A 23,332-nucleotide genomic window follows, 5' to 3' on the forward strand; every position below is an offset into this window, starting at 1 on the left:
GATACCGCGCGCCGGTCCGGTCCGTTGGGAAAAGCGCGGGCGGCGCCCGCGCGCGTCGTCAGGCGGCGTCTTCTTCGCCCGGCCCGCCCGCGTCCTGCGCAGGCGCGGTGTCCGCGTCTTCAGCCGCCGCGTCCCCGGCAGACTTCCTGCTTCGGCTGCGACGCCGCTTGGGCGCGGGCTTCGCGGCCTCCGCCTGAGGCGCGTCACCCTTCGGCGCGTCACCCTGCGGCGCGTCACCCTGTGGCGCCGGATCGGCGTCGGATGCCTCCGCCTCGTCCTCGGGCGTCTCGGTGACATCCCGCGCGGGACCGCCCCGGCGTTCGTCGAAGCTCATCGCGATGAAGCCGGGCAGGTGGTCGCCCATGCCGATGACGCCGTTGCGATCGCGGCCGGGCGTGCCCCGGCCCTTGCCGCCGCGCTCGCGGCGGTGCCTGCGATCCCCGCTCTCGTCGGTGTCCCGCGTCTCCGCGGTATCGACGGGCGCGCGAGGTTCTGTCCGTGCGGGCGCTTCGGCCACGGGCTGCGCCTCGGGCTTTGCGGGGGCTGGCGCCGTCTCGGCGGGAGCTGTCTCCTCGCGGGCCGCGCCGCGGCCGCGCCGCCGCCGCGTCGGCGCCTCGCGCTCGGTGTCCTCGTCCTTCGCGCCGCGTCCGCCGCCGGGCTTCGCGTCCGGCGTCCATGGGGCCTCGACCCGCGGGATCGTCGTCTCGATCAGGCTTTCGATGGCGCCGAGATACTTTGCGTCCGACGGCACCGAGATCGTGACCGCGACGCCCTTGCGGCCCGCGCGCCCGGTGCGCCCGATGCGGTGGACGTAATCCTCGGCATGGCTGGGGACGTCGTAGTTGATGACGTGGCTGACATTGGGAATGTCGAGACCGCGCGCGGCCACGTCGGAGGCCACGAGAAACCGGATCGAGCCGTCGCGGAACCCGTCGAGCGTCCGCGTCCGGTGCGACTGGTCCAGGTCGCCGTGGATCGGCTCGGCGTTGAGGCCGTGCTTCTTCAGCGACTTGGCGACGATGTCCACGTCGACCTTGCGGTTGCAGAAGATGATGGCGTTGGTGCAGGCGGCGCCTTCGGCTTCGATGATCGCGCGCAGCATCTCGCGCTTGTTCGCGGCCGAAGTGTCGCGGCGCGTCGGCGTGAACTCGACCAGGCGCTGCTCGATCGTCAGCGAGGCGCTGGCCTGCCGGGCGACCTCGACCCGCGCGGGGTTCGACAGGAAGGTGTTCGTGATCCGCTCGATCTCGGGCGCCATGGTGGCCGAGAAGAACAGCGTCTGGCGCGTGAACGGCACCAGCCCGAAAATGCGCTCGATGTCGGGGATGAACCCCATGTCGAGCATCCTGTCGGCCTCGTCCACGACCATGACCTTGACGTCCGTGAGGATCAGCTTGCCGCGCTCGAAATGGTCGAGCAGTCGGCCGGGCGTCGCGATCAGCACGTCGACGCCCTTGTCGATGAGCTGGTCCTGCTCCTTGAAGCTGACGCCGCCGATCAGAAGCGCCTTCGTCAGTTTCACGTACTTGGCGTAGGTGTCGAAGTTCTCGGCCACCTGCGCGGCAAGCTCGCGCGTCGGGCATAGGACCAGCGAGCGCGGCATCCGCGCGCGGGCGCGGCCGCGGGCCAGCGCCGTGATCATCGGCAGCGTGAAGCTTGCCGTCTTGCCGGTGCCGGTCTGGGCGATCCCGAGGACGTCGCGCCCTTCGAGCGCGGGGGGGATGGCCCCTTCCTGGATCGGAGTTGGAGTCTCGTAGCCTGCTTCGGCAACGGCCTTGAGAACCTTGGGATTAAGGTTGAGGTCGGAAAAGCTCGTCATGTGCGTCCATTTTGGCCGGGGAGCGTGTCGCCCCGCACGGCAGAGAGGGATGGAGCGCAATGGGCCTGCGCGCTCCGCGTCGCGAACTGCGCGTACCGCAGCCATGCCCGGCACATATAGGAAAATTTCCGGGCGGTCAAACCGGACGCCGCTCGACGTCGGACGGCGCGGGGAATGGCCCCTCAGGGCCAGAGGCCGGCGCGGCGCGCGTTCCCTATCGCCTCGGCGAACATCGCGGGCGGGTAGCGGACCGTCACGACGGCGTCCGGGCCGACAAGCGTCGCCTCCAGCCCGTCGTGCAGCGCGGCGTCGAAGGTCGCGCGGGTGAACACGAAGGTGCCCGTGCGATAGCCCTGGCAGTCGTCGCGCCCGATGCAGAAAGGCTCGGACCCGCGGGCGGGGCGGAAAGGCACCTCCGCGCCGCCGCGCCATGCGCCGCGCATCCTGAGCCGCGCCTGCCCGCTGTGGCGAAGCTGCCCGAGTTCGGCGGTGAGGGCGATCCGGTCGCCCCGGCGCAGGACGAGGACCTGCCCCACCATGACGTCGTGACCCCGGGCGGCCACGATCCGCTGCGCCGAATACGCGCCCGAGATCGCCGTCGCCGGACCGTGCCCCGCACCGCCGGGCGCAAGCGGCGTGCACGCGGCAAGCACAAGGAGGGCCGCGATGGCGGGGATCAGGCGGGCCTGCATGGCGCGGATCTTCACCGCGCGATGGTAAAGGGGTGGTTAACGCGCCGCCGCGGAGGGGTGCAGCTCCGGGCGGTATCCCGCGGCGAGCGCGGCGACAACGGGGGCGGGCGTCAGCACGGTCACGCGGCCCGTAGGGCGTGCCCGCGCCGGGCCGTAGCCGTTCGGGGCGTGGGGCAGGAGGCAATCGCCCGCGACGAGGCAGGGACCGTCGGGCATCAGCACGAAGGCGCCGTCGGGAAGCGCCGCGGCTTCGGCTTCGTGGCGCACCTGCGCGCGGCGCCGGGTGACGCGCGCGGGATGCAGCGCCGCGTCGATGTCGGCCGCGCGCGCCGCTTGTCCCGTTGCCCCGCGCCACGCCGTCCGGAAGGCCTCGAACCCGGCCCGCCGGCACTCGGCGCATGGACGGTGTCCTGCCGCCAGCGCGACGGCCTCGTCGAGGAAGAACAGCTCGGTATAGCGGCCCGGCGACATCGGCCTGCGCTTGCGCTCCTTGAACGACAGGACGCAGCAGATCCACGCCTTGTGCCGCCACCGCGGGGTGCCCAGTCGCCGGTCCGCGTCGTGAAGGATGCCGCGATTTCCCATCAGTGTGCCGCGTGCGGGGTCCGCGACGATCTCGCCGGTCGGAAGGACCCGGTTCTGAAGGCTCACACCATCAGTTCCTTGGTCGCGCTCAGGGTCACGTCGGGATAGTCCCGCACCACGCGGTCGATGTCCCACTGCATCCGGGTGAGGTAGACCGGGTCGCCGTCGTTGTCGGCGGCCATGTGCTGCTTGTTGGCGGCCATGAAGGCCTCGACCTTGTCCTTCGCACCCGAGACCCAGCGGGCCGAGGTGAACTGCGACGGCTCGAAGCGGACGGGCAGGCCGTATTCCATCTCGATCCGGCTCGCCAGCACCTCGAACTGGAGCGCGCCGACGACGCCCACCACGAAGCCCGAGCCGATCATCGGCTTGAACACCTTGGCGGCGCCTTCCTCGGCGAACTGCATCAGCGCCTTGTCGAGGTGCTTGGCTTTCATCGGATCGCCCGCGCGGCAGGTCTGCAAAAGCTCGGGCGCGAAGGAGGGGATGCCGGTGAAGCGCAGGGCCTCGCCCTCGGTCAGCGCGTCGCCGATGCGCAGCTGCCCGTGGTTCGGGATGCCGATGATGTCGCCGGCCCATGCTTCCTCGGCCAGTTCGCGGTCGGAGGCGAGGAACATGACCGGGTTCGAGATCGCCATCGGCTTCTTCGAACGCACATGCGTGAGCTTCATGCCGCGCTGGAAATGCCCCGAGGCGAGGCGCACGAAGGCCACGCGGTCGCGGTGCTTGGGGTCCATGTTGGCCTGCACCTTGAACACGAAGCCCGAGACCTTGTCCTCCTCGGGGGCGACCTCGCGCGGGGTCGCGGCCTGCACCTGCGGCTCGGGGCCGTATTCGGCGATGCCGTCCATCAGCTCCTTCACCCCGAAGGAATTGATCGCAGAGCCGAACCAGATCGGCGTCAGCGTGCCCTCGAGGAAAGCCTTGGGGTCCATCGGCGGAAGAAGCTCGCGCGCCATCTCGACCTCCTCGCGGAGCTGTTCGAGCTGCGATGCGGGAATGCGCTCGGCCAGTTTCGGATCGTCGAGGCCCTGCATCTTCACCGATTCCGCGACCTTGTTGCGGTCGGCGCGGTCCATCAGCTCCAGCCGGTCGTGGATCAGGTCGTAGCAGCCGAGAAAGTCGCGGCCCATGCCGATCGGCCAGGAGGCCGGCGTCACGTCGATGGCGAGGTTTTCCTGGATCTCGTCGATGATCTCGAAGGTGTCCCGGCTCTCGCGGTCCATCTTGTTGCAGAAGGTCAGGATCGGCAGGTCGCGCAGGCGGCAGACCTCGAAAAGCTTTCGTGTCTGGCTTTCGACGCCCTTGGCTCCGTCGATCACCATGATCGCGGCGTCCACCGCCGTGAGCGTGCGATAGGTGTCTTCCGAGAAGTCCGAGTGGCCGGGCGTGTCCACGAGGTTGAAGCGGTAGGTGCGGTCAGGCCGCGCGAAGTCGAAGGACATCGCCGAGGCCGAGACCGAGATGCCCCGGTCCTGCTCCATCTTCATGAAGTCCGAGCGCGTGCGCCGCGCCTCGCCCTTGGCGCGGACCTGTCCCGCCATCTGGATGGCGCCGCCGTAAAGCAGGAACTTCTCGGTCAGCGTCGTCTTGCCCGCGTCGGGGTGCGAGATGATCGCGAAGGTCCGCCGCCGCGCGATCTCGGGCGGCAGGGCGGGGCGGTTGGTCTGGGGCGCGTGGGCGGTGTCGGGCATGGGCGGGCATATAGCGGCGTGCAGGGGACGCCGCAACGTGCAACGCTTCAGCCGGGCTCGCCCCGGCTGGCGCGCGACAGACGCTCGGCGGCGTCCGGGCCAAGGCGCTCCGCGTCGATCTCGAGTTCGGCGGCGCCGCGCTGGTCCTCGCGGAGCGCCGCGGGGTCGATACCCTCGGGCAGGCGGCCCAGGGCGGGCCCCGTCACCAGCATCCCCTCCACGGCGATGCCCTCGGCGAAGACGACCTCGTGGCCTTCGAACAGAAGCTGGTAGCTGTCCACGTGCCCGCCTTCCTCGCGCGTGACGGTGGTGCCGTTCACCAGGAGCCCCGCCCTGACCAGAACCTCCGCGCGGCCCGCGCCTGTGGCGTCCTCGCGCTGCCAGATGAACAGGCGGTGCTGCGGCGAAAGGCGGAGGTCGCGCGCGGCGTTGAGCGTTCCGGCGGCGATGCGCACGGGCGCGGCCGCCCCCGTCGCGCGGTAGGTCTGGCGCCCGATCCAGCGGATCGCCCGCGGCCCGTGCAGCCGCGTCAGAAGCGTGTCGCCGGCCTTCAGTTCCTCGACCGGGACCTGCCGCCCGTCCGCCATGCTGAGCCTCGTGCCAGCGATGAAACTGACGCTCGCCACGTCCGCGAGGCGGTCCGGGCCGCCGTCGGCGTCGCACGCCAGCAGCTCGTAATCGGCGTCCTCGCGAAGCCTGGCCAGCGGCAGGACGAGGCGCGCGGCGGCGTCCTCGCGCCCGCCGAGGTCGAGAAGCAGGACCTCCACCGGCCGTCCGTCGGGCCCCATGAACATGGCGCAGCCCTCGATGACGATGGGCGTGCCGGGCAGGCCGACCCGCGATCCGTCGGCCACGCAGGGGCCCGCGGCGGGATCGTCCGCGATGGCCAGCCGGGCGGCCGCGGCCCCCCGAGCGAGGCGATAGACGTCGCCCGGAACCGCCGCGTCGCCGGTGCCGATGGCATCGCCCTCGTTCGCGCCAGAGACGGCGCGAAGTGCGGCCGCCGGGAAGGTGTCGAAACGGAAGAGGGCGGGGTGCTGGGTCATGCCTCGGGCGGGTGTGTCGTGGCCTTTGCCGGCGGGCGGATACTGCCGGACCGGGCACAGCCGTAGGCACCGGATGGGGGGCGGTCAAGGCTGGCCGCGGGTGCGAGGGCCTGCTATCAGGCCCCGACACCACGAAACACGGGGAGAGTGAGGGTCACATGGATCTCGGGATCAAGGGTCGGCGCGCGCTTGTCTGCGCCTCTTCGAAGGGACTGGGCCGGGGCTGCGCCGAGGCGCTGGCTGCCGAGGGCGTGCACCTCGTGCTGAACGCGCGCGGCGCCGAGGCGCTCGAGGCCACGGCAGCCGCGATCCGCGAGGCGCATGGCGTCGAGGTGACGACCGTCGCCGCGGACATCACCACCGAGGAAGGGCGCGAGAAGGTGCTGGCCGCGGCCGGCGAGATCGACATCCTCGTGACCAACGCGGGCGGCCCGCCGCCCGGCCTGTGGTCCGACTGGGACCGCGAGGACTTCATCAAGGCGCTCGACGCCAACATGCTGACGCCGATCGCGCTGATGACCGCGCTGATGCCTGCCATGATCGACCGCGGCTGGGGCCGGGTGGTGAACATCACCTCGCAATCCGTGAAGGCGCCGATGCCCGCGCTGGGCCTTTCGAACTCGGCGCGCACCGGCCTGACGGGCTACGTCGCGGGAACCTCGCGGCAGGTCGCGCCGCATGGCGTCATCGTCAACAACCTGCTGCCCGGGACCCACGCCACCGATCGCGCCGACGCGCTCGACGCCAGCGCGGCCCGGCAGAAGAACGTCTCGGTCGAGGAGGCGCGCGCCGCCAAGCAGGCGACGATCCCCTCGCGCCGCTACGGCACGGTCGAGGAATTCGGCGCGACCTGCGCCTTCCTCTGCTCGGAGCATGTCGGCTTCATGGTCGGACAGAACATCCTGCTCGACGGCGGCGTGAACTACATCACGATCTGACGCGCCCGGCTCGCCTTGCCACACCGGGGCGGGCCTGTTACCTGCGAAACCCGATCCAAACGCTCGGTCTTTCGCATCCATGTCCACCGGTCCCCGTCTCGAAGTCGACCGCATCCGCTGCCAGTTCGACGGCCGCGATGTCGTGCGTGACGTGTCGTTCCGGGTGGGCGCGGGCGAAATCCTGTGCCTTCTGGGGCCGTCGGGCTGCGGCAAGTCCACCGTCCTGAGGACGATCGCGGGGATCGAGCGCCAGGTCGCTGGACGTGTCCTCGCCGACGGCGCCGTCCTCTCGGACGAGGCGACGCACCTGCCGCCCGAGCGCCGCGGCATCGGCCTCATCTTCCAGGACTTCGCGCTCTTTCCCCATCTCAGCGTGGGACAGAACGTCGCTTTCGGCCTTCAGGGAAGCCGCGCCGAAGTCCGGGCGCGCGTCGGCGAGTTGCTCGACCGGGTGGATCTGCACGGCTACGCGGACAAGTCGCCCCACATGCTGTCGGGCGGCGAGCAGCAGCGTGTGGCGCTGGCCCGCGCGATGGCGCCGAGGCCGCGGATCATGCTGATGGACGAACCCTTCTCGGGGCTGGACAACCGGCTGCGCGACGGCATCCGCGACGAGACGCTCCAGCTTCTGAAGGAGGACGGAACCGCCGTCGTTCTGGTCACGCACGAGCCGGAGGAGGCGATGCGCATGGCCGACCAGATCGCGCTGATGCGTGGCGGGCGGATCGTGCAGGTCGGCGCGCCCTACAACGTCTACAACGCCCCCTGCGACCGGGCGGCCGCCGCGTTCTTCAGCGATATCAACGTGGTGACGGGCAAGGTCAACGGCGCTCTCACCACCACGGCCTTCGGTGCGTTCCTTGCGCCCGGCTATCCCGACGACAGCGTGGTGGACATCGTCTTCCGCCCCCAGCACGTGAAGATCGACTTCGACCGCGGCGGGCGCGGGCCCAATCCCACGCCGCAGGACGGAACGCCCGCGCGGGGCGTCGTGCTGCGCGCGCGGTTCATGGGGCACGAGAGCCTCGTGGAATTCCGCATGGATTTCGACGGGCGCAAGCTGAAGGCGACGGTGCCCGGGGTGTTCCTGCCGAAGGCGGGGACGCCGCTGTGGCTGAGCGTGCGGCGCGACCGCTGCTTCGTCTTCCCGCACCGGGACTGAACGCGCCGCCCTGCAAGCCGCCGCGTCTGCGCAGAGGCCGGACCCGGGGGTGCGCGCGTCTGCGGTCTTGCGGGCGGGTGCGCAGACCCGGTAAACCGTGCCGACCGGATTTTTTGGGCTTTGAACTCCCGTGGCAAGACCATACCTATGGGGGAGACAGGCTGTTGAATGCGGCTCGGGATGCGCGGGGCATCCTGCCGCGAAGGGAGACGAACATGCTCAACAATATCGGACCGGCGGGCCTTCTGCTCATCGCGGTCGTGGTCCTCGTCCTGTTCGGGCGCGGCAAGATCGCAAGCCTGATGGGTGAGGTCGGCAAGGGCATCACGGCGTTCAAGCGCGGCGTGAAGGATTCGACCGACGAGATCGAGAACGCATCGGCCTCGACCTCGGCGGCGCGCTCCGGGGACGGTGCCGAGGCCCGTGACGTGACGCCGGACGCCGCGCGCGAACGCGACAAGGCCTGAGCCCATTGCGATCAACCCGACCGTTCACCGGGTCGTGTCATTGAAGGTTCGCGGCGATGCCTGACATCGGCTGGATGGAACTGCTCGTCATCGGGATCGTGGCGCTGATCGTCGTGGGCCCGAAGGACCTGCCGATCATGTTTCGCCGCGCCGGCCAGTTCACCGGACGCATCCGTGCGATGGCGCGCGACTTCCAGCGCGCGATGGACGAGGCCGCGGACGAAAGCGGCATGACCGAACTGAACCGCGATCTGCGCAACGCCGCGCGTTACACGAAGAACCCGGCCAAGGCGGGCCGGGACGCCCTGAAGGATGCCTTCGGCGACATCGATCCGACGAAGTTCCCCGAAGGCAGCCACACCCGCGCAGCGGCCGAAAAGCGCAACGCCGAGGCCAAGGCCGCCCGCGAGAAGACCGATACGCTGCGTGCCGCCCGCGAGGACGGCACCGCCGACGAAAACGGCGCGCCCGCATCGCCCGCCGCGGCGGCAGCGGCGACCCCCGCCGGAGCGACCCCGCAGCCTGAACCCGCCACGCAGGAGCAGGCTCCGGCGCGCCCGCGGACCGGAACCGAAGGCTCATGAGCGCCGAAGACAACATCGAGGATTCCTCGGCCCCGCTGATCGAGCATCTGGCCGAGCTTCGCACCCGCCTCATCCGCTCGGTGCTGGCCTTCGTGGTGGCCATGGTGATCATGTTCACACTCGCCGAACCGGTCCTGAACTTCATCTCGCAGCCGCTCGCCGACGTGCTTCGCGCACGCGGCGAGGATGCGCGCCTGATCTTCACCGCGCCGCAGGAAAAGTTCTTCGTCCTGATCCGCATCTCGATCGTGATGGGCTTCGCCGTCTCGTTCCCGGTGATCGCCCACCAGCTCTGGCGCTTCGTCGCGCCGGGCCTCTACCGTTCGGAGAAATCGGCGATCCTGCCGTTCCTCGTCGCCTCGCCGCTGCTGTTCCTGCTGGGTGCGTCCTTCGCGCATTACGTCGTGACGCCGCTGGCGATGAACTTCTTCATCGGCTTTTCCGATGCTATCCCGGCGCTGGCCAACCTCGTCGCGGGGGACGGCACCTTCAGCAATCCCGAAGCGGCCGCCGACGCCGAGTTGCAGACCGTCTTCCTGGGGTCGGTGCGCGAGTCGCTCGACCTTGCGCTCAAGTTCATCTTCGCCTTCGGCCTGTGCTTCCAGCTTCCGGTCCTTCTGACGCTTCTGGGCAAGGCGGGGCTGGTGTCGGCGGAGGGGCTCGGCAACGTTCGCAAATATGCCGTCGTCGGCATCCTCGTGCTTGCAGCACTCGTCACGCCGCCCGATGTCATCACGCAGGTGATCCTGTTCGTCGTGGTCTACGGCCTCTACGAGATCTCGATCCAGCTCGTCCGTCTGGTCGAGCGGCAGCGCAACCGGCGCCTGCGCGAGGAAGGGATCCTCGACGAAGACGAGGAATTCTGAGCCGGCCATGACCGACGACACGCTGACCCGCATTGCCGAGGCGCTGGAGCGTTTGCGTCCGCCCCCGGCCGAAGCGCCCGACTGGACCGCGGCCGAGGCCTTCGTCTGGCACGCCGAGCCCGACCGCCTCGATCCCGTCCCGAAGGTCAGTCGCGTGGCGCTCGACCTGCTGCTCGGTATCGATCGCTCGCGCGACACGCTGCTTCAGAACACCCGGCAATTCGCCGCCGGCCTTCCCGCCAACAATGCGCTTCTCTGGGGCGCGCGCGGGATGGGCAAGTCGTCCCTCGTGAAGGCGGTGCACGCCGCGGTGGCTGCCGAGACGCCGCTCGCCCTCGTGGAAATGCAGCGCGAGGACCTGCCTTCGATCGGGCGGCTTCTGGCGCTCCTGCGCGACGCGCCGGTGCGGGTCGTCCTGTTCTGCGACGATCTCTCGTTCTCGCACGACGACCAGCACTACAAGTCCCTGAAAGCCGTTCTCGATGGCGGCGTCGAGGGCCGGCCCGAGAACGTCGTCTTCTACGCCACGTCGAACCGCCGTCACCTGATGCCGCGCGACATGATCGAGAACGAGCGCGCCTCGGCGATCAACCCCTCGGAGGCGACCGAGGAGAAGGTGTCGCTGTCGGACCGGTTCGGGCTGTGGCTGGGCTTCCACCCCTGCGGACAGGACGAATACCTCGCGATGATCCGCGGCTATTGCGATGCCTACGGCGTCGAGATCGCCGACGACGCGCTGCGCGCCGAGGCGGTCGAATGGCAAGCCACGCGCGGCGCGCGCTCAGGCCGCGTGGCCTGGCAGTTCTTCACTGATCTCGCAGGGCGGCACGGCGTCCGGATCTGACCGGACGGCGGAGCTTGAGGCTGGTGTCGCCCGACCCCGTCGAGGCGGCAGGCGTGCGGTCGCGACCCGTGTCGGGCGGAGCGTCCTGCGCAACGTCGCCGGCGGTGGCGATGACAGCCTCCCCCCGCTCGCAAGCCTGAGCCTCCAAGTCAGTTTCCGCCGTCACGGCGGTCTCCGCGTCCACGGAGGTCGCCGCCGCCTCGATGTCGGCCACCGCGCCGTCCCAGGCTTCTGGCGTGGGCGTCTCGTCTGGGAACTCGTCCCGAAAGCCGGGGGCGTGGTCCGCCGCTTGGTCGCTGCCGGGCTTTGCCGCAAGTGCTGCCGCAAGGTCTGCAAGTTCCCGTGGCGGTTCGGAATGGACCATGCCCTGGATGCGGGCAATCAGGGCGTTGTCCTCCTCCGCGACGGGGGGCAGGGGGCTCAGGTCGGTGCGGCCGCCATGCGCGGTCTCGATCCGCTGGATGTGGGGCGCGGCGGGCTGGGGCGGCGGGTTCGCCGCGGCCGTTTCCTCGGGCGTCGCTGGATCGTCCGAGGCACCGGCCGCCGCCGCGATCCGCGCCTCGGACGCCTCCATGACCCGAAGCGCGCGGCGGTCCATCATCCGTCGCCAGACAGGCGGGATCGTGGCCAGCATCGCCATGATCGGCAGCGAAAGGGGCAGGGTGGGCGCGTCCGTTACCGGATCGAGCGCGTCGTAGGTCCGGTCGGGGTGCAGGTGATGCTCGGAATGCGCCGGGGCGTTCATCATCAGGTAGCTCGAGAAGCCGCGCGGCGCGTTCCAGCTGTGGTGCGCGCCGACGGGCTCGATCCGGCCCGAGGGCAGTTCCAGCCGCTGCAGCCCGTAGTGCTGGACGTAGTCCGACAGCAGGATCTGCGCGCCCGCCAGCACGATGAGCCCCAGGTAGGCCAGAAGCCCCACGGGGCCCGCGATCACGGCCGCGAGCACCAGGGCCACGGCCTCGCCGCCGACCCAGATGAAGTAGGGGTTTCGCAGGTTGCGCGGGCCGCGGCCCCTTGTCTCCAGCCGGTCCTCCTCGGCGCTCAGGCCTGCCTTGAAGGACTCGGACCACGCGCGCGGCAGGTAGGCCCAGAAGCCCTCGCCCGGCAGCGGCGTGTTGGGGTCGTCGTAGGTGCCGACGTGGCGGTGGTGCACGAGGCGGTGCGCCGAGACATGATGGCCGAAGCCGACCGACGTGTAGACGGCGCCGCCCAGAAGCCGCATCCCCCGCGCGCGGCGATGGATCAACTCGTGCGCGTTGGGGTGGCTGACCTGCCCGATGAACGAGGCGGTGGCGAAGAACAGCGCGACCTTGTGCCAGACATCGAGACCCGGCTCCGCCAGCGCGATCAGGACCACCGGCAGGAGCGCGAGGTGCCCCACGCCGAGGGCGACCGACAAGCGCCCCGACCATCGCGCCTGCACCCCCGCGCCCCGCGCCGGCGGTGCAAGCAGGCCGTCGAGCAGCGCGGCCACGAGCGTCAGCCAGACCAGCGCGGCGATGGCGAATTCGCCCAGCACCGTCGCCCCGAGGAACAGGAAAGCCAGCGGGACGAGCGTGACGATGGCGTAGCGGGCGATGACGGGCATCCTTGGCAGCTTACCTCCGGTGAAACAGCATAGCTGCATCAGCATTCTGGCGAAAGCGTGGCAGATCGGTCGTGCGCCCGGCCTCGCCAACGCACTTCCATCGCCGAGCGGGTCGTATTACGTCAGGGCCAGCCATCGACGAGAGGTCCGCCGCCAATGTCCTTTTTCCGCAAGCTCAAGGATCGCATGTTCAAGTCCTCGTCGAAGCTCGACGAGGGCCTCGACGCGATCATCGAGGAGGGCGCGGCCGGAGACGGCGAGATGGGCGAGGACCAAGCCGCCGAGGACCCGCGTCCGGCGGATCGCGATAGCCGTGAAGCGGCGTGGGAGCCTGAACCCGAGCCCGAAGCGGCGCGCGAGCCCGAGCCCGAACCCGAGCCCGAAGTGGCGCCTGAGCCCGAGCCCGAAGTGGCGCGCGAGCCCGAGCCCGAGCCGGAACCTGAAGCCGTTCCCCCGGCCGAACCATCGCCCGAACCCGAACAGGTGCGCACGCCGCCGACCGAGCGCGAAGTCCTCGAGCGCGGATCCGACGCGCCGCCCGTTCCCGCGGCGGACCTCGTCCCCGAGGACCTGCGCCCGCCCCGCGAGGCGGCGGACGCCGCGCGGGGTGGGCAGGCCGCGCGTCCGGGCCTCTTCGGCCGCCTCATGGGCCGGGGCGCGCCGGCCGCCCCGCGCCGCGCGCTCGACGACGACATGCTCGAACAGCTCGAGGAGCTCCTGATCTCGGCCGACATGGGTGTCGAGACCGCCGTGCGCGTGACCGCCAACATCGCCGAGGGCCGCTATGGCCGGATGATGAGCGCGGCCGACATCAAGGCGCTGCTCGCAGCCGAGATCGCCCGCGTGATGGAGCCCGTCGCGCGTCCCCTCCCGCTTTATCCGAAGAAACCGCAGGTCGTGCTCGTCGTGGGCGTGAACGGGTCGGGCAAGACGACGACGATCGGCAAGCTCGCGGCGCAGTTCAAGTCCGCCGGCAAGTCCGTCGTGATCGCGGCCGGCGACACCTTCCGCGCGGCGGCGGTCGAACAGCTGCAGATCTGGGGCGACCGCGCGGGCGTGCCCGTCCTGACCGCGGCCGAGGGCTCGGACCCGGCCGCGCTCGCCTTCGACGCCATGACGAAGGCCGAGGCCGATGGCGCCGACCTTCTGATGATCGACACCGCCGGACGGCTTCAGAACCGCGCCGACCTGATGGAGGAACTGGCCAAGATCGTCCGCGTGATCCGCAAGAAGGACCCCGACGCGCCGCACAACACGCTTCTGGTGCTCGACGCGACAACCGGGCAGAACGCGCTGAGCCAGGTCAAGACGTTCCAGGCGCTGGCCGATGTCTCGGGCCTGGTGATGACGAAGCTCGACGGCACGGCCAAGGGCGGCGTCCTCGTCGCGCTGGCGGACCGCTTCGGACTGCCGATCCACGCCATTGGCGTGGGTGAGCAGATTGATGATCTGCAACCTTTTGACCCGCAGGATTTCGCCACTGCCCTTGTCGGGATTGGCGATAACTGACGTCGATCCACATCCTGTGAGCAAATTTCGAACATCTGGCTGGCGGGGCCACGCGTGAGCGACTGGATCCTCTCCGTCGAGGGCACCGAGGCCGCCCCGCGTCTCGCCCTCCTGCTCGCGCTTCTGGCGGCGGTGCTGCATGCGGTGTTCGGCGCGTTGCAGAAGGGCCGCCACGACCCGCTTCTGGCGCGCGGCGCCATAGACGCCGCCTACGGCCTGATGGCCGCCCCCCTCGCCCTCTTCGTCGTGCCATGGCCCGAGCGTCACATGTGGCCCATCTTCGCCGGCGCCTTCGTGATCCACGCCCTCTACAAGTGGGCGACCCTGTCCGCCTACCGCCGCGGGGCGTTCACCGTGGTCTACCCGATCATGCGGGGCACCGGGCCGCTCTTTGCCGTGATCGGGGCGTGGCTCCTGTTCGGCGAGACCTTCTCGGGCGTGCAATGGCTTGGCGTCGTCGTCCTTCTCGCCGGCCTCTACGGCCTTGCGCTCTACAACATGGCGCGCATCACGCTGGCGCGGGAGACCTTGGTGCCGGCGCTCTGGTTCGCGGTCCTCACCGGCCTGTTCGTCGCGCTCTACACGACCTACGACGCCTACGGCATCCGCGCGACGGCCGACCCATTCACCTTCCTCGCCTGGTTCTTCTTCATCGACGGGCTGCTCTATCCGTTCCTCGCCGCCGCCTTCTGGCGCCGGTTGCCCGAGAAGCCGCCGCTGGGGCCGCTCGCGCTTCGCGGCATCTTCGGAGGGCTCGTCGCCTTCGCGAGTTTCGGCTCGATCATGCTGGCCACGCGGCTCGACCAGGTGGGCGAGGCCGCGGTCCTGCGCGAGACCTCGACCGTGTTCGCCGCCGCGATCGGCTGGTTCTTCCTCAAGGAAAGCATCGGACCCGCCCGCGCGGCCCTCATGGGGTTGATCGCCCTCGGTGCGGTGATAGTTGAGGTGGGCGGATAGAGAGGGTGCCGATGCGCGATACACCGATCAACCCATGGCTGAAGAACGCGCTGGAGCTCGGTCCCCCGGTCCTGTTCTTCGTGGCCTACATGCGGTTCCAGGACGCCTCGGTCACGCTGGGCGGCACGGCCTACGACGGCTTCATCCTCGTGACGGCGGCCTTCGTGCCGCTCTTGCTGGCCTCCATCGGGATCCTGTGGAAGCTGACCGGCCGGATCAGCCGCATCCAGGTCTTCACGGCGGTCATGGTCGTCGTTTTCGGCGGGCTGACCGTCTGGCTCAACGACGAACGCTTCTTCAAGATGAAGACGACGCTCGTCTACGGCTTCTTCGCCGGCGCGCTCGGGATCGGCCTTCTGCGCGGGCAATCCTGGCTGAAGGTCCTGATGGGAGAGCTGCTGCCGATGCAGGAGGAGGGCTGGATGACCCTCACCCGGCGCATCGCGGCCGCCTTCGCGCTCATGGCGCTCTCCAACGAGGTCGTCTGGCGCACGCAATCGACCGAATTCTGGGTCACGTTCGAAACCTTCGGCCTTCCCGCGTTCCTGTTCCTCGTCTTCATGTCGCAGGCGCGCCTGATCGAACGCTACGCCATCACCCCCGACGCTTCGGACCCGGGCGCGGCCGGGAAGGACCGGACGGAGCGGGACGGCTAGGGGCAGCGCGGGGCTTGCCGGGGGGACGCCGCGACGCCTTTTCCCTCGGCTTCGCCTCTGCGTGGCCCTCGACGAGTTCGGGCATTCCCAACTGTTCCGCCATCACCCGCGGCCTGATCTCCTCGACCTCGCCGGGCTTCAGGACGCCCAGCCTGAAGGGGCCGTAGGAAATCCTGATCAGCCGGTTCACCTCGAAACCGATCTCGGCGACCGCGCGTCGGATCTCGCGGTTCTTGCCTTCGCGAAGCCCGATCGTCAGCCAGGCGTTCGCGCCCTGCTGGCGGTCGACATGAGCCTGCATGGGCTGGTAGCGCGCGCCCTCGATGACCATGCCCCGCCTCAGCGGTTCCAGATCGGCGTCCTCGGGATTGCCCTTGACGCGCACGCGGTACTTCCTGAGCCAGCCCGTGCTGGGAAGCTCCAGCCGGCGCTTGATCTCGCCGTCATTGGTCAGCAGCAGCAATCCCTCGGACGTCAGGTCGAGCCGCCCGATGCTCATCACCCGCGGCATGTCGGGGGGCAGGGCGTCGAAAACCGTCCGGCGCCCCTTCTCGTCGGAATTGGTCGTCACGAGGCCCGCGGGCTTGTGATAGAGCCACAGCCGCGCCCGGTCCGGTGCGCCCAGCGGCTTGCCGTCGACGCTCACCCGGTCGGCCGCGGTCACGTTCAGGGCGGGGCTTTCGATGACCTTGCCGTTCACGGCGACGCGGCCGGCCTCGATCATGCGCTCGGCCTCGCGGCGCGAGGCGATGCCCGCGCGGCTCAGGATCTTGGCGATGCGTTCTCCATCCGTCATGCCCACCGCCCTAGCGGTTTGACAGCGCCGGGAAAAGCGGCAAGAGGGGCGCATGGGCGGATTTCGCGGCTTCATGGATGTGGCGCTCGACGAAGCGCGGGCGGCCGCGGCGCGCGGCGAAGTGCCGGTGGGCGCCGCCGTCGTGAGGGACGGACATGTCATCGCACGTGCGGGAAACCGGATGCGAGAACGCTCCGACCCCACCGCGCATGCCGAGATGCTCGCCATCCGCGCGGCCTGTTCGGTGCTGGGCTCGGAGCGCCTGGGCGGTTGCGACCTGTGGGTCACGCTCGAACCCTGCCCCGCCTGCGCGGGCATGATCGCGGCGGCGCGGCTCTCGCGGCTGTATTACGGGGCCGCGGACCCGAAATCGGGCGGTGTGGCGCAAGGACCGCGCATCTTCGACCATCCGCAGTCGCACTGGCGCCCCGAAGTCTACGGCGGCATCGGCGAGGATGAGGCGGCAGCGCTCCTGCGCGAATTCTTCGCGCAGCGCCGGGCGTAGCGACCGGTCTCGGGTCCCCGTGCCGGGAACCTCTCGACCGGTCGCGAGGGGGCGCTGCCCCCTGCGCCTTCGGGCGCTCCCCCGGAGTTTTCAGCAAGGATGAAGAGGCTTAGGGATTGCTTAACCGAGATGTGACAAGGTTCTGCCACGCCGGTAGCTGGAGAGCGAACCGGCGCCAAGGGTGAAGCCTCCTGTTCCGGTTGCGGTCCGATGCTGGATACGGCCGGGGCGGGGGGTGGATGCCCGGCACTTCATCCTTGCCGGAAAACTCCCGCCGGAGGCGATACCGCCTGCGCGCCGGAGGCGGGCTGGCGGAGCGAGGAATACGCCGAAGGCGTTCGTCATCATGAAATATACGCGCGGAGGGCCTGTAAGCCGGATTCTGTCCAAGGGGTCGTCCCCTCTGGATGACCATTCCTCTGGACGTCCCGTCGCCGGGGCGCCTCGAGCTGCCAACCCGGACCGCTGGGGTGAAGCGCCCCGTCGCGCGGTCCCTATTCGGCATTGCTCCCGGTGGGGCTTGCCGTGCCACCCCCGTCGCCGGGGGCGCGGTGGGCTCTTACCCCACCGTTTCACCCTGACCCCTGCGCCCTGGGGCGCGGCGGGGCGGTCTGTTTTCTGTGGCGCTTTCCGTCGGATCGCTCCGCCCGGGCGTTACCCGGCACCGTTGCTTCATGGAGTCCGGACTTTCCTCGGACCTTTCGGCCCGCGGCCATCCGGCCCTCCGCGCAATGCCCAGATAGGCGCGGCGCGGGGTGGCGTCAATCGCGCACGAGGCCTGCGGCGAGGGCGCAATCAATGGCGTCGAGGGGGCCGCGGGCGCCCGGGCGGAAGCGCAGCCTGAACGTCCGGAGCAGAAGCGCATCGTCCATCGGCGGATAGCCGAAGGACTGCGCCTGTCTGCGGAAGACGTCGGCATCGACGGGCGCGTTGTCGGGCGCGTCCGGCAAGGCCGCGGGCCAGACCGCGAGGCCGCTACGGGCGAGGCGGCGCCAGTCGAAGCGGGGGCCTGGGTCGCGCTTGCGCCCCGGGGCCATGTCTGAATGGCCGATCACGCCCTCGCACGGGATCGACCAGCGCGACAGGATCCCCTCCAGAAGCGTCTCCAGCGCATCCATCAGCGGTGCCGCGAAGGGCGAGGCGCCGTCATTGTCCAGCTCGATGCCGACGGAGCGGGAATTGACGTCGCCGCGTCCGGCCCAGGCGCCCTCGCCGGCGTGCCACGCCCGGCGCTCTTCGTCGACGAGCGCAGTGACGGTTCCGTCACGCGCGATGAGCCAGTGCGCCGAGACCTCGCGGGCAGGGTCGCAGAGCGCACGCATCGCCGAGGCGGCGTCGGGCATTGCGGTGTAGTGGATCACCACGAGTTCGGGGCGCAGTCCGCCGCGCCGGTCCCCGTGATTGGGCGAGCGGCTCACCCGTCCGTGGCCTGCGGGTCCATGGGCGGGCGCGCGGCTTGCGGCATCCGCGCGGCGCGGGCCTCGGCCCGGTAGCGTTCTGGATCCCAGTTGCATGCGAAGCCGTCGCCATCGGGATCGAGGCCTGCCCGGTCGCGCTCGGGCCCTTCGTTTTCGAGGAACCAGTCCTGCGCGAGGTCGGTCGTGCGGAAATCGCTGCAGCGCACCTCGGGCCGGCCCAGCCTGAGCGGGAAGCGCGCCCAGACCCGTTGGCCCACGGGGTGCGAGGTCGAGAGGGCGAAGGCCACGACATTGGCGCCGAGGACCGACATGCCTTCGGGAAGGGGCGGGGCGGTGAAGTCGTCGGCCGATGCGGCGACGGGCGGGCCGCCCTCGGCCTCGGCGATGGCGGCGGAGGCCATCCCCGCGATGTCGGTCGAGCGGGCGCCGGCGGGCGCGGCCGCGAAGGACGCGTCCGCGGGCGGCGCCACGGTCTGCGGCGGCGGACTGCGCAACGCCTCGCGGCGGGCCTGGTAGGCGGCGTAATCGCTGAAGCCGACGCCCTGTCCGACGTCGTTCGGCACAGGGCCGGGGCCGCAGGCGGCCAGTGCCAGGACCAGCGCGGCGCAGGAGGCCATGCGCGCCTTGTGCGTCCGTTTCATCGCGCGACTCCGGGTGGGTTTCGCCTGCCGGTCTTCCGGTCCGAGGCTTCTACCACCATTTCGCGGGCTTCGCCACAAAGCCCGCCGACCGCTCGAGCGCATAGGCGGCGTTCAGCAGATCGCCCTCTTCCCATGGTCGCCCGATGAGCTGGAGGCCAAGGGGCAGGCCGCGCCCGTCCACGCCCGTGGGCACGGCAATGCCGGGCAGACCCGCGAGGTTCACGGTCACGGTGAAGACGTCGTTGAGATACATTTCCACGGGATCGTCGTGCGTCTTGCCCAGCTCGAAGGCCGCCGAGGGCGTGGCGGGCGTCAGGATCGCGTCGATGCCGGAGGCGAAGACCTCGTCGAAGTCGCGCTTGATCAGCGCCCTGACCTTGCGCGCGCGGTTGTAGTAGGCGTCGTAGAAGCCCGCCGAAAGGACGTAGGTGCCGATCATGACGCGCCGCTTGACCTCGGCGCCGAAGCCCTCGGCGCGGGTCTTCTCGTACATCTCGGTCACGCCGTCGCCCTGTTCGAGCTTGGCGCGGTAGCCGAAGCGCACGCCGTCGTAGCGCGCGAGGTTCGACGAGGCCTCGGCCGGCGCGATGACGTAATAGGCGGGCAGGGCGTATTTCGTGTGCGGCAGCGTGATGTCGCGCAGTTCGGCGCCCGCGTCCTTCAGCATCGCGGCGCCGTCCGACCAGAGCTTCTCGATCTCGGCGGGCATCCCCTCCATCCGGTATTCCTTCGGAATGCCGATGACCTTGCCGCGGATGTCGCCGGTCAGCAGCGCCTCGAAGTCGGGCACCGGCAGGTCTGCCGAGGTCGAATCCTTCGGGTCGTGGCCCATCATGGCCTGCCCCATGATCGCGGCGTCCCGCACCGTCTTCGTCATCGGGCCCGCCTGGTCGAGCGACGAGGCGAAGGCGACGATGCCCCAGCGCGAGCAACGGCCATAGGTGGGTTTGAGGCCCACCGTGCCCGTGAAGGCGGCGGGCTGGCGGATGGAGCCGCCGGTGTCCGTGCCGGTCGCGGCGAGGCAGAGATCCGCCGCCACCGCCGAGGCCGATCCGCCGGACGAGCCGCCGGGCGTCAGCGCCGCGTCCGAGCCCTGCGCGCGCCACGGGTTCACGGCGGGCCCGTAGACGCTGGTCTCGTTCGACGATCCCATCGCGAACTCGTCCATGTTCAGCTTGCCCAGCATCACCGCGCCCGCGTCGCGCAGCTGCGCGGAGACGGTCGATTCGTATTCGGGGCGGAACCCGCTGAGGATCCTTGACGCCGCCTGCGAGGGCACGCCCTCGGTGCAGAACAGGTCCTTGATGCCGACGGGGATGCCGCACATGGCGGGCGCGTCGCCCTCCTTGCGGCGCGCGTCTGCGGCGCGGGCGCGGTCGAGCGCGAGGTCCGGCGTCTTGTGCACGAAGGCGCCGAGAGCCCCCGCGCCCTCGATCGCGCCGAGGCAGGCCTCGGTCAGCTCGACGCTCGTCACCTCGCCCCGGACAAGCGCGTCGCGCGCCTCGGCGATGGTCATTTTCGTCAGTTCGGACATTCTCGTTCCTCTCGGAGCGTGGTCCCGGCGCGGCCGGGGCGGGCCTTTGCAGGGCCCTGGCTATTCGACGACCTTCGGCACCGCGAAGAAGCCTTCGCGCGCGTCCGGCGCGTTAGACAGGATCTTCTTCTGCTGGTTGCCGTCGGTCACGACGTCCTCGCGCCGCTTCAGCCGCATGGGCGTGACGCTGGTCATCGGCTCGACGTTCTCGACGTCGAGTTCGCCCAGCTGCTCGATGAAGCCGAGGATCGCGTTGAAATCATGCGCAAGGCCGGCAAGCTCGTCCTCTTCGACCCTGATCCGGGCAAGCTTGGCGACCTTCGCGGCCGTCGTGATGTCGATGGACATGGGGCGCTGCACTCCGTCGCTCGAGGCACTCTGTCTGGTCCCGAGGCGGTTTAGCCGCGCGGCGGTGCCGCTGCAAGCCGCTCGGCCCCGATGGCGCGGCGGTAGATCTCGATCATCCAGAAGAGCATCATGGCGTTGAGGACGTGCCACAGGAAATGCGTGCCCACCGGCAGCGCCCCGCATAGCCGCAGGTCGGCCGAGCGCGCGGCAAGCGAGACGCACAGGAGGCCCGCGCCGATCAGGAGGCCGCGCGCGAACTCTGGCCGGACCCGGCGCAGCGCGAGGCCATAGAGCGCGATCAGAAGGGCGACCGGCCAGTAGGGCGCGGAGATCGAGAAGGCCGGCACCTGCGCGAAGGCGGTCCCGGCGAGGGCCGCGTAGGGAAAGAACAGTCCCAGCCCCAGCCACGCCGCGCCGCGCGACAGGCCGAGGACATGGCGGTTCACGGCAAAGAGGTAGACCAGTACGAAGATCGCGATCGCCGCGCTGTCGAGCAGCGCCGTCGCCACGTTGGCGAAGGTGTGGAACAGGCCCGAGGCGGCGCCGATCAGCGCAAGGACCGCCACCAGCGCGAAGCCGAGCGGCGGGGCGGGGCGGCCCAGCCGGCCAAGGGCGATCGCGGCCGCGATCACGAAGGCGAGGTTGGTGAGGGCATTGACCGGCTCGGCCCAGAGGCCGGGGCCGAGTCGCTCGCAGTAGGCGTCGAGCGGTTCGAAAATCGTCCTGTCCATGCCTTATTGCTGTCCCGTTTGAGCGCGAACTTTCGCCCGAATGTGTAAATCAACCAGTAACCAAGGAAGCGACATGGAACGAACCATCAAGATCTGGCTTTCCGTCATCTTCCCCGGCCTTCTCGGTTTCGTGGCCTCCTGCCTCGTGATCCTGCCCCAGCTGACCCTGCGCGGCCTGAGCCAGCCATGGGATATCGTCTTCGGCGTCTTCTTCGCGGGAACCTTCGCCGTCCTGTTCTCGCGGATGCTTTCGCGTCACATCGACAGCGACGAGGACGACGTCAAGGCATCCACGGCGAAGCGGTCGCCCTTCTCGGTGCCTGCCGAATAGGGCCGATCCGTCGGCCTCGGCGCAACGCCCTTTGCGTGGCGCGCCCTCGCTGGCATAAGCTTTCCCTGACGCGACAGCGCAGGGAGAGCGGCGATGAAATACACATGGCTCGGCCACGCCGGCATCAGGCTTGAAATCGCGGGGCAGGTCCTGCTGATCGATCCCTGGATCGAGGGGAACCCGATGTTCCCAACCGAAGGCCGCGACGCGATGCTTGAGGGCGCGACGGCGATCCTGGTCACCCACGGACATTCCGACCACATCGGCGGCGTGCCGGATCTCGCGCGCGAGCTTGGCGTGCCGGTCTACGGCATCTACGACCTCATGTCCTGGTGGGGCAGCACGGAGCAGGGTGTGGAGACCGTGGGCTTCAACAAGGGCGGCACGGTGCGGATCGGCGACGTGGCCGTGACCATGGTGAACGCGAGCCACTCCTCGTCGATCGCGGGCCGCAACGGTCCCGTCTACACCGGCGCCGAGGCGGGCTACATGATCTCGGGCGAGGGGCGCACGGTCTACGTCTCGGGCGACACGGACGTGATGGCCGACATGGGCGTCCTGCAGGACCTGCACGCCCCCGAGATCGGCATCCTCTGCGCGGGCGGGCACTTCACCATGGACATGGCGCGGGCGGCCTACGCGGCCTCGAAGCTTTTCCGCTTCGAGACCGTGATCCCGGTGCATTACCGGACCTTCCCGCTGCTGGAGCAGTCCGCCGACGCGCTGAAGGAGGCCCTGCCGGGCGTCCGCGTGCTCGACCCCGATCCGGGCGAGACGCTGGAGCTCTGAGCCCGAGGGGCGCGGGCCCGTCAAAGCCCGCGCGCCATCTCCACCGCCGGAAAGCCGATGCCGGGGCGCAGCATGACCTCGACCTCGGCGCGTTCCTCGAAGCCCATCGCCCGGTAGAACGGCACCGCCGTCCGCGTCGATTGCGCCATCATCCAGGTGATGCCCTGCGCCCGCGCCTCGCGGAAGCAGCGTTCGAGGATGTGGGCCGCGAGGCCGCGGCGAAGGGCTGCGGGATGGGTCGCGACGTGCCGCACATGGGCAAGGTCGCGGGGCCCGACGCCTCCCTGCGGTCCCGAATGGCTCCAGCCGCCCACGGCGATCGCCTCGCCCTCGGCATCCTCGGCCATGTAATAGAGCCCCGAGCGCAGCAGCGAGGGGTTCGCGCGGCTTATCAGCGGCAGGGCCGTGACCAGCACCGAAGGCGGGTAGTCGTGCTTCAGGAGCGCGGGATAGCTTTCGCGCAGCAGCGCGTCGACCTTCGGCAGGTCGCGCGACGTGGTGGGGCGGATCGTGATCTGGGACAGCATGGTCGTGCCTCTCGGGCATATCCGTGAAACGAAAAAGGCCGCGCAATCTCTTGCGCGGCCTCGGCAGTTGGAAAGTGGAGGGCGATTACTTGATCTTGCCTTCCTTGTATTCCACGTGCTTGCGCGCGACGGGATCGTACTTTCGTACGGTCATCTTCTCGGTCATCGTGCGTGCGTTCTTCTTGGTCACATAGAAATGACCGGTCCCCGCGGACGAGTTCAGGCGGATCTTGATGGTGGTCGGTTTTGCCATGGTCCGGGCTCCTGCGATGTTCGGGGCGCGCGGGAACGCGATGCGTCGCGCG

26 protein-coding genes and 1 other RNA gene are annotated in these 23,332 nt (G+C 69.9%); 12 read left to right on the top strand and 15 right to left on the bottom strand.

The window, feature by feature from the left end; genetic code table 11:
• Window positions 1-58: 58 nt before the first annotated feature.
• The 5 genes from P6F26_RS12615 to P6F26_RS12635 all read right to left on the bottom strand — a co-directional run bounded on the left by P6F26_RS12615 (window position 59) and on the right by P6F26_RS12635 (window position 5,836).
• Complete coding sequence (locus P6F26_RS12615) at window positions 59-1,819, bottom strand: DEAD/DEAH box helicase (RefSeq protein WP_278029054.1); 1,761 nt, start codon at window positions 1,817-1,819, stop codon at window positions 59-61.
• Between the two features lie 182 nt (window positions 1,820-2,001).
• Window positions 2,002-2,511, bottom strand: coding sequence for a hypothetical protein (locus tag P6F26_RS12620; protein ID WP_278029055.1), 510 nt, complete (start codon window positions 2,509-2,511; stop codon window positions 2,002-2,004).
• 36 nt (window positions 2,512-2,547) lie between these two features.
• Window positions 2,548-3,162: a hypothetical protein gene (locus P6F26_RS12625; protein ID WP_278029056.1), complete on the bottom strand. Its 615-nt coding sequence runs from the start codon at window positions 3,160-3,162 to the stop codon at window positions 2,548-2,550.
• Complete coding sequence (locus tag P6F26_RS12630) at window positions 3,159-4,790, bottom strand: peptide chain release factor 3 (RefSeq protein ID WP_278029057.1); 1,632 nt, start codon at window positions 4,788-4,790, stop codon at window positions 3,159-3,161. The genes P6F26_RS12625 and P6F26_RS12630 overlap by 4 nt, the downstream gene beginning before the upstream one ends.
• A 47-nt stretch (window positions 4,791-4,837) precedes the next feature.
• Complete coding sequence (locus tag P6F26_RS12635) at window positions 4,838-5,836, bottom strand: Hint domain-containing protein (protein ID WP_278029058.1); 999 nt, start codon at window positions 5,834-5,836, stop codon at window positions 4,838-4,840.
• A gap of 158 nt (window positions 5,837-5,994) precedes the next feature.
• Between P6F26_RS12635 and P6F26_RS12640 the strand changes: the two genes are divergently transcribed.
• From P6F26_RS12640 to P6F26_RS12665, 6 genes are all read left to right on the top strand, one after another.
• A complete protein-coding gene (locus P6F26_RS12640) occupies window positions 5,995-6,774 on the top strand; it encodes an SDR family oxidoreductase (RefSeq protein ID WP_278029059.1) in 780 nt (259 codons plus the stop codon).
• A gap of 79 nt (window positions 6,775-6,853) precedes the next feature.
• Window positions 6,854-7,936, top strand: a complete 1,083-nt coding sequence (locus P6F26_RS12645) for an ABC transporter ATP-binding protein (protein ID WP_278029060.1) — start codon at window positions 6,854-6,856, stop codon at window positions 7,934-7,936.
• Window positions 7,937-8,151: 215 nt separating this feature from the next.
• Complete coding sequence (locus tag P6F26_RS12650) at window positions 8,152-8,403, top strand: twin-arginine translocase TatA/TatE family subunit (RefSeq protein WP_278029061.1); 252 nt, start codon at window positions 8,152-8,154, stop codon at window positions 8,401-8,403.
• A 56-nt stretch (window positions 8,404-8,459) separates the two neighbouring features.
• Window positions 8,460-8,987, top strand: a complete 528-nt coding sequence (gene tatB, locus P6F26_RS12655; RefSeq protein WP_278029062.1) for a Sec-independent protein translocase protein TatB — start codon at window positions 8,460-8,462, stop codon at window positions 8,985-8,987.
• Window positions 8,984-9,853, top strand: a complete 870-nt coding sequence (gene tatC / locus P6F26_RS12660) for a twin-arginine translocase subunit TatC (protein WP_278029063.1) — start codon at window positions 8,984-8,986, stop codon at window positions 9,851-9,853. Before tatB ends, tatC begins: the two co-directional genes overlap by 4 nt.
• A gap of 7 nt (window positions 9,854-9,860) precedes the next feature.
• A complete protein-coding gene (locus P6F26_RS12665; protein ID WP_278029064.1) occupies window positions 9,861-10,697 on the top strand; it encodes an ATP-binding protein in 837 nt (278 codons plus the stop codon).
• Here the strand turns inward: P6F26_RS12665 and P6F26_RS12670 are convergent.
• The gene (locus P6F26_RS12670; RefSeq protein WP_278029065.1) at window positions 10,660-12,285 is read right to left on the bottom strand and encodes an alkane 1-monooxygenase; all 1,626 of its coding nucleotides are present in this window, start codon (window positions 12,283-12,285) and stop codon (window positions 10,660-10,662) included. The two genes, P6F26_RS12665 and P6F26_RS12670, sit on opposite strands and share 38 nt — an antisense overlap.
• Window positions 12,286-12,441: 156 nt before the next feature.
• Here P6F26_RS12670 and ftsY point away from each other — a divergent pair, with 156 nt between their 5' ends.
• Genes ftsY through P6F26_RS12685 form a run of 3 tightly spaced genes read left to right on the top strand, consistent with a single transcriptional unit; the run spans window position 12,442 to window position 15,407 of the window.
• Complete coding sequence (gene ftsY / locus P6F26_RS12675) at window positions 12,442-13,794, top strand: signal recognition particle-docking protein FtsY (RefSeq protein ID WP_278029066.1); 1,353 nt, start codon at window positions 12,442-12,444, stop codon at window positions 13,792-13,794.
• Between the two features lie 54 nt (window positions 13,795-13,848).
• Window positions 13,849-14,751 (top strand): EamA family transporter, encoded by a 903-nt coding sequence (locus P6F26_RS12680; protein ID WP_278029067.1) that lies wholly within the window; start codon window positions 13,849-13,851, stop codon window positions 14,749-14,751.
• Between the two features lie 11 nt (window positions 14,752-14,762).
• Window positions 14,763-15,407 (top strand): inner membrane-spanning protein YciB, encoded by a 645-nt coding sequence (locus tag P6F26_RS12685; RefSeq protein WP_278029068.1) that lies wholly within the window; start codon window positions 14,763-14,765, stop codon window positions 15,405-15,407.
• Here the strand turns inward: P6F26_RS12685 and P6F26_RS12690 are convergent.
• The gene (locus P6F26_RS12690) at window positions 15,346-16,203 is read right to left on the bottom strand and encodes a pseudouridine synthase (RefSeq protein ID WP_278029069.1); all 858 of its coding nucleotides are present in this window, start codon (window positions 16,201-16,203) and stop codon (window positions 15,346-15,348) included. The two genes, P6F26_RS12685 and P6F26_RS12690, sit on opposite strands and share 62 nt — an antisense overlap.
• Before the next feature lie 52 nt (window positions 16,204-16,255).
• Between P6F26_RS12690 and P6F26_RS12695 the strand changes: the two genes are divergently transcribed.
• Window positions 16,256-16,708, top strand: coding sequence for a nucleoside deaminase (locus tag P6F26_RS12695; RefSeq protein ID WP_278029070.1), 453 nt, complete (start codon window positions 16,256-16,258; stop codon window positions 16,706-16,708).
• A gap of 355 nt (window positions 16,709-17,063) precedes the next feature.
• Here P6F26_RS12695 and rnpB read toward each other — a convergent pair.
• From rnpB to P6F26_RS12725, 6 genes are all read right to left on the bottom strand, one after another.
• An RNA gene (rnpB, locus tag P6F26_RS12700) (RNase P RNA component class A) lies at window positions 17,064-17,436 on the bottom strand.
• A 33-nt stretch (window positions 17,437-17,469) separates the two neighbouring features.
• Window positions 17,470-18,126, bottom strand: coding sequence for an N-acetylmuramoyl-L-alanine amidase (locus P6F26_RS12705; RefSeq protein WP_278029071.1), 657 nt, complete (start codon window positions 18,124-18,126; stop codon window positions 17,470-17,472).
• Window positions 18,123-18,767: a hypothetical protein gene (locus P6F26_RS12710; RefSeq protein ID WP_278029072.1), complete on the bottom strand. Its 645-nt coding sequence runs from the start codon at window positions 18,765-18,767 to the stop codon at window positions 18,123-18,125. Before P6F26_RS12710 ends, P6F26_RS12705 begins: the two co-directional genes overlap by 4 nt.
• A 49-nt stretch (window positions 18,768-18,816) precedes the next feature.
• The gene (gene gatA, locus P6F26_RS12715) at window positions 18,817-20,301 is read right to left on the bottom strand and encodes an Asp-tRNA(Asn)/Glu-tRNA(Gln) amidotransferase subunit GatA (RefSeq protein WP_278029073.1); all 1,485 of its coding nucleotides are present in this window, start codon (window positions 20,299-20,301) and stop codon (window positions 18,817-18,819) included.
• A gap of 60 nt (window positions 20,302-20,361) precedes the next feature.
• Window positions 20,362-20,649 carry an Asp-tRNA(Asn)/Glu-tRNA(Gln) amidotransferase subunit GatC gene (gene gatC / locus P6F26_RS12720; RefSeq protein WP_278029074.1) on the bottom strand — a complete coding sequence of 96 codons (288 nt, stop codon included), beginning with the start codon at window positions 20,647-20,649 and terminating at the stop codon, window positions 20,362-20,364.
• A gap of 50 nt (window positions 20,650-20,699) precedes the next feature.
• Window positions 20,700-21,380: a hypothetical protein gene (locus P6F26_RS12725; protein WP_278029075.1), complete on the bottom strand. Its 681-nt coding sequence runs from the start codon at window positions 21,378-21,380 to the stop codon at window positions 20,700-20,702.
• Between the two features lie 73 nt (window positions 21,381-21,453).
• Between P6F26_RS12725 and P6F26_RS12730 the strand changes: the two genes are divergently transcribed.
• Window positions 21,454-21,711: a hypothetical protein gene (locus tag P6F26_RS12730; protein ID WP_278029076.1), complete on the top strand. Its 258-nt coding sequence runs from the start codon at window positions 21,454-21,456 to the stop codon at window positions 21,709-21,711.
• Between the two features lie 93 nt (window positions 21,712-21,804).
• Window positions 21,805-22,500 carry a metal-dependent hydrolase gene (locus P6F26_RS12735; protein ID WP_278029077.1) on the top strand — a complete coding sequence of 232 codons (696 nt, stop codon included), beginning with the start codon at window positions 21,805-21,807 and terminating at the stop codon, window positions 22,498-22,500.
• A 20-nt stretch (window positions 22,501-22,520) separates the two neighbouring features.
• Here the strand turns inward: P6F26_RS12735 and P6F26_RS12740 are convergent, their stop codons facing one another.
• Entirely contained in the window at window positions 22,521-23,027 is a 507-nt protein-coding gene (locus P6F26_RS12740) for a GNAT family N-acetyltransferase (protein WP_278029078.1), read from the bottom strand.
• A gap of 85 nt (window positions 23,028-23,112) precedes the next feature.
• Entirely contained in the window at window positions 23,113-23,280 is a 168-nt protein-coding gene (gene rpmG / locus P6F26_RS12745; protein ID WP_008885060.1) for a 50S ribosomal protein L33, read from the bottom strand.
• Window positions 23,281-23,332: the final 52 nt, after the last annotated feature.

Origin of the sequence: Roseicyclus salinarum, assembly GCF_029624655.1 — a bacterium.
Lineage (GTDB): Bacteria > Pseudomonadota > Alphaproteobacteria > Rhodobacterales > Rhodobacteraceae > Roseibacterium > Roseibacterium salinarum.

Excerpts from the sequence above, each read along its gene's own strand:
- P6F26_RS12695 (WP_278029070.1), top strand. The coding sequence starts at position 16,256 with ATGGGCGGATTTCGCGGCTTCATGGATGTGGCGCTCGACGAAGCGCGG.
- P6F26_RS12710 (WP_278029072.1), bottom strand. The coding sequence starts at position 18,767 with ATGAAACGGACGCACAAGGCGCGCATGGCCTCCTGCGCCGCGCTGGTC.
- P6F26_RS12620 (WP_278029055.1), bottom strand. The coding sequence starts at position 2,511 with ATGCAGGCCCGCCTGATCCCCGCCATCGCGGCCCTCCTTGTGCTTGCC.
- P6F26_RS12650 (WP_278029061.1), top strand. The coding sequence starts at position 8,152 with ATGCTCAACAATATCGGACCGGCGGGCCTTCTGCTCATCGCGGTCGTG.
- P6F26_RS12665 (WP_278029064.1), top strand. The coding sequence starts at position 9,861 with ATGACCGACGACACGCTGACCCGCATTGCCGAGGCGCTGGAGCGTTTG.
- P6F26_RS12630 (WP_278029057.1), bottom strand. The coding sequence starts at position 4,790 with ATGCCCGACACCGCCCACGCGCCCCAGACCAACCGCCCCGCCCTGCCG.
- P6F26_RS12685 (WP_278029068.1), top strand. The coding sequence starts at position 14,763 with ATGCGCGATACACCGATCAACCCATGGCTGAAGAACGCGCTGGAGCTC.
- P6F26_RS12640 (WP_278029059.1), top strand. The coding sequence starts at position 5,995 with ATGGATCTCGGGATCAAGGGTCGGCGCGCGCTTGTCTGCGCCTCTTCG.
- tatB (WP_278029062.1), top strand. The coding sequence starts at position 8,460 with ATGCCTGACATCGGCTGGATGGAACTGCTCGTCATCGGGATCGTGGCG.
- P6F26_RS12670 (WP_278029065.1), bottom strand. The coding sequence starts at position 12,285 with ATGCCCGTCATCGCCCGCTACGCCATCGTCACGCTCGTCCCGCTGGCT.
- ftsY (WP_278029066.1), top strand. The coding sequence starts at position 12,442 with ATGTCCTTTTTCCGCAAGCTCAAGGATCGCATGTTCAAGTCCTCGTCG.
- P6F26_RS12725 (WP_278029075.1), bottom strand. The coding sequence starts at position 21,380 with ATGGACAGGACGATTTTCGAACCGCTCGACGCCTACTGCGAGCGACTC.
- tatC (WP_278029063.1), top strand. The coding sequence starts at position 8,984 with ATGAGCGCCGAAGACAACATCGAGGATTCCTCGGCCCCGCTGATCGAG.
- gatA (WP_278029073.1), bottom strand. The coding sequence starts at position 20,301 with ATGTCCGAACTGACGAAAATGACCATCGCCGAGGCGCGCGACGCGCTT.
- rpmG (WP_008885060.1), bottom strand. The coding sequence starts at position 23,280 with ATGGCAAAACCGACCACCATCAAGATCCGCCTGAACTCGTCCGCGGGG.
- P6F26_RS12615 (WP_278029054.1), bottom strand. The coding sequence starts at position 1,819 with ATGACGAGCTTTTCCGACCTCAACCTTAATCCCAAGGTTCTCAAGGCC.
- P6F26_RS12730 (WP_278029076.1), top strand. The coding sequence starts at position 21,454 with ATGGAACGAACCATCAAGATCTGGCTTTCCGTCATCTTCCCCGGCCTT.
- P6F26_RS12740 (WP_278029078.1), bottom strand. The coding sequence starts at position 23,027 with ATGCTGTCCCAGATCACGATCCGCCCCACCACGTCGCGCGACCTGCCG.
- P6F26_RS12645 (WP_278029060.1), top strand. The coding sequence starts at position 6,854 with ATGTCCACCGGTCCCCGTCTCGAAGTCGACCGCATCCGCTGCCAGTTC.
- P6F26_RS12735 (WP_278029077.1), top strand. The coding sequence starts at position 21,805 with ATGAAATACACATGGCTCGGCCACGCCGGCATCAGGCTTGAAATCGCG.
- P6F26_RS12635 (WP_278029058.1), bottom strand. The coding sequence starts at position 5,836 with ATGACCCAGCACCCCGCCCTCTTCCGTTTCGACACCTTCCCGGCGGCC.
- gatC (WP_278029074.1), bottom strand. The coding sequence starts at position 20,649 with ATGTCCATCGACATCACGACGGCCGCGAAGGTCGCCAAGCTTGCCCGG.
- P6F26_RS12690 (WP_278029069.1), bottom strand. The coding sequence starts at position 16,203 with ATGACGGATGGAGAACGCATCGCCAAGATCCTGAGCCGCGCGGGCATC.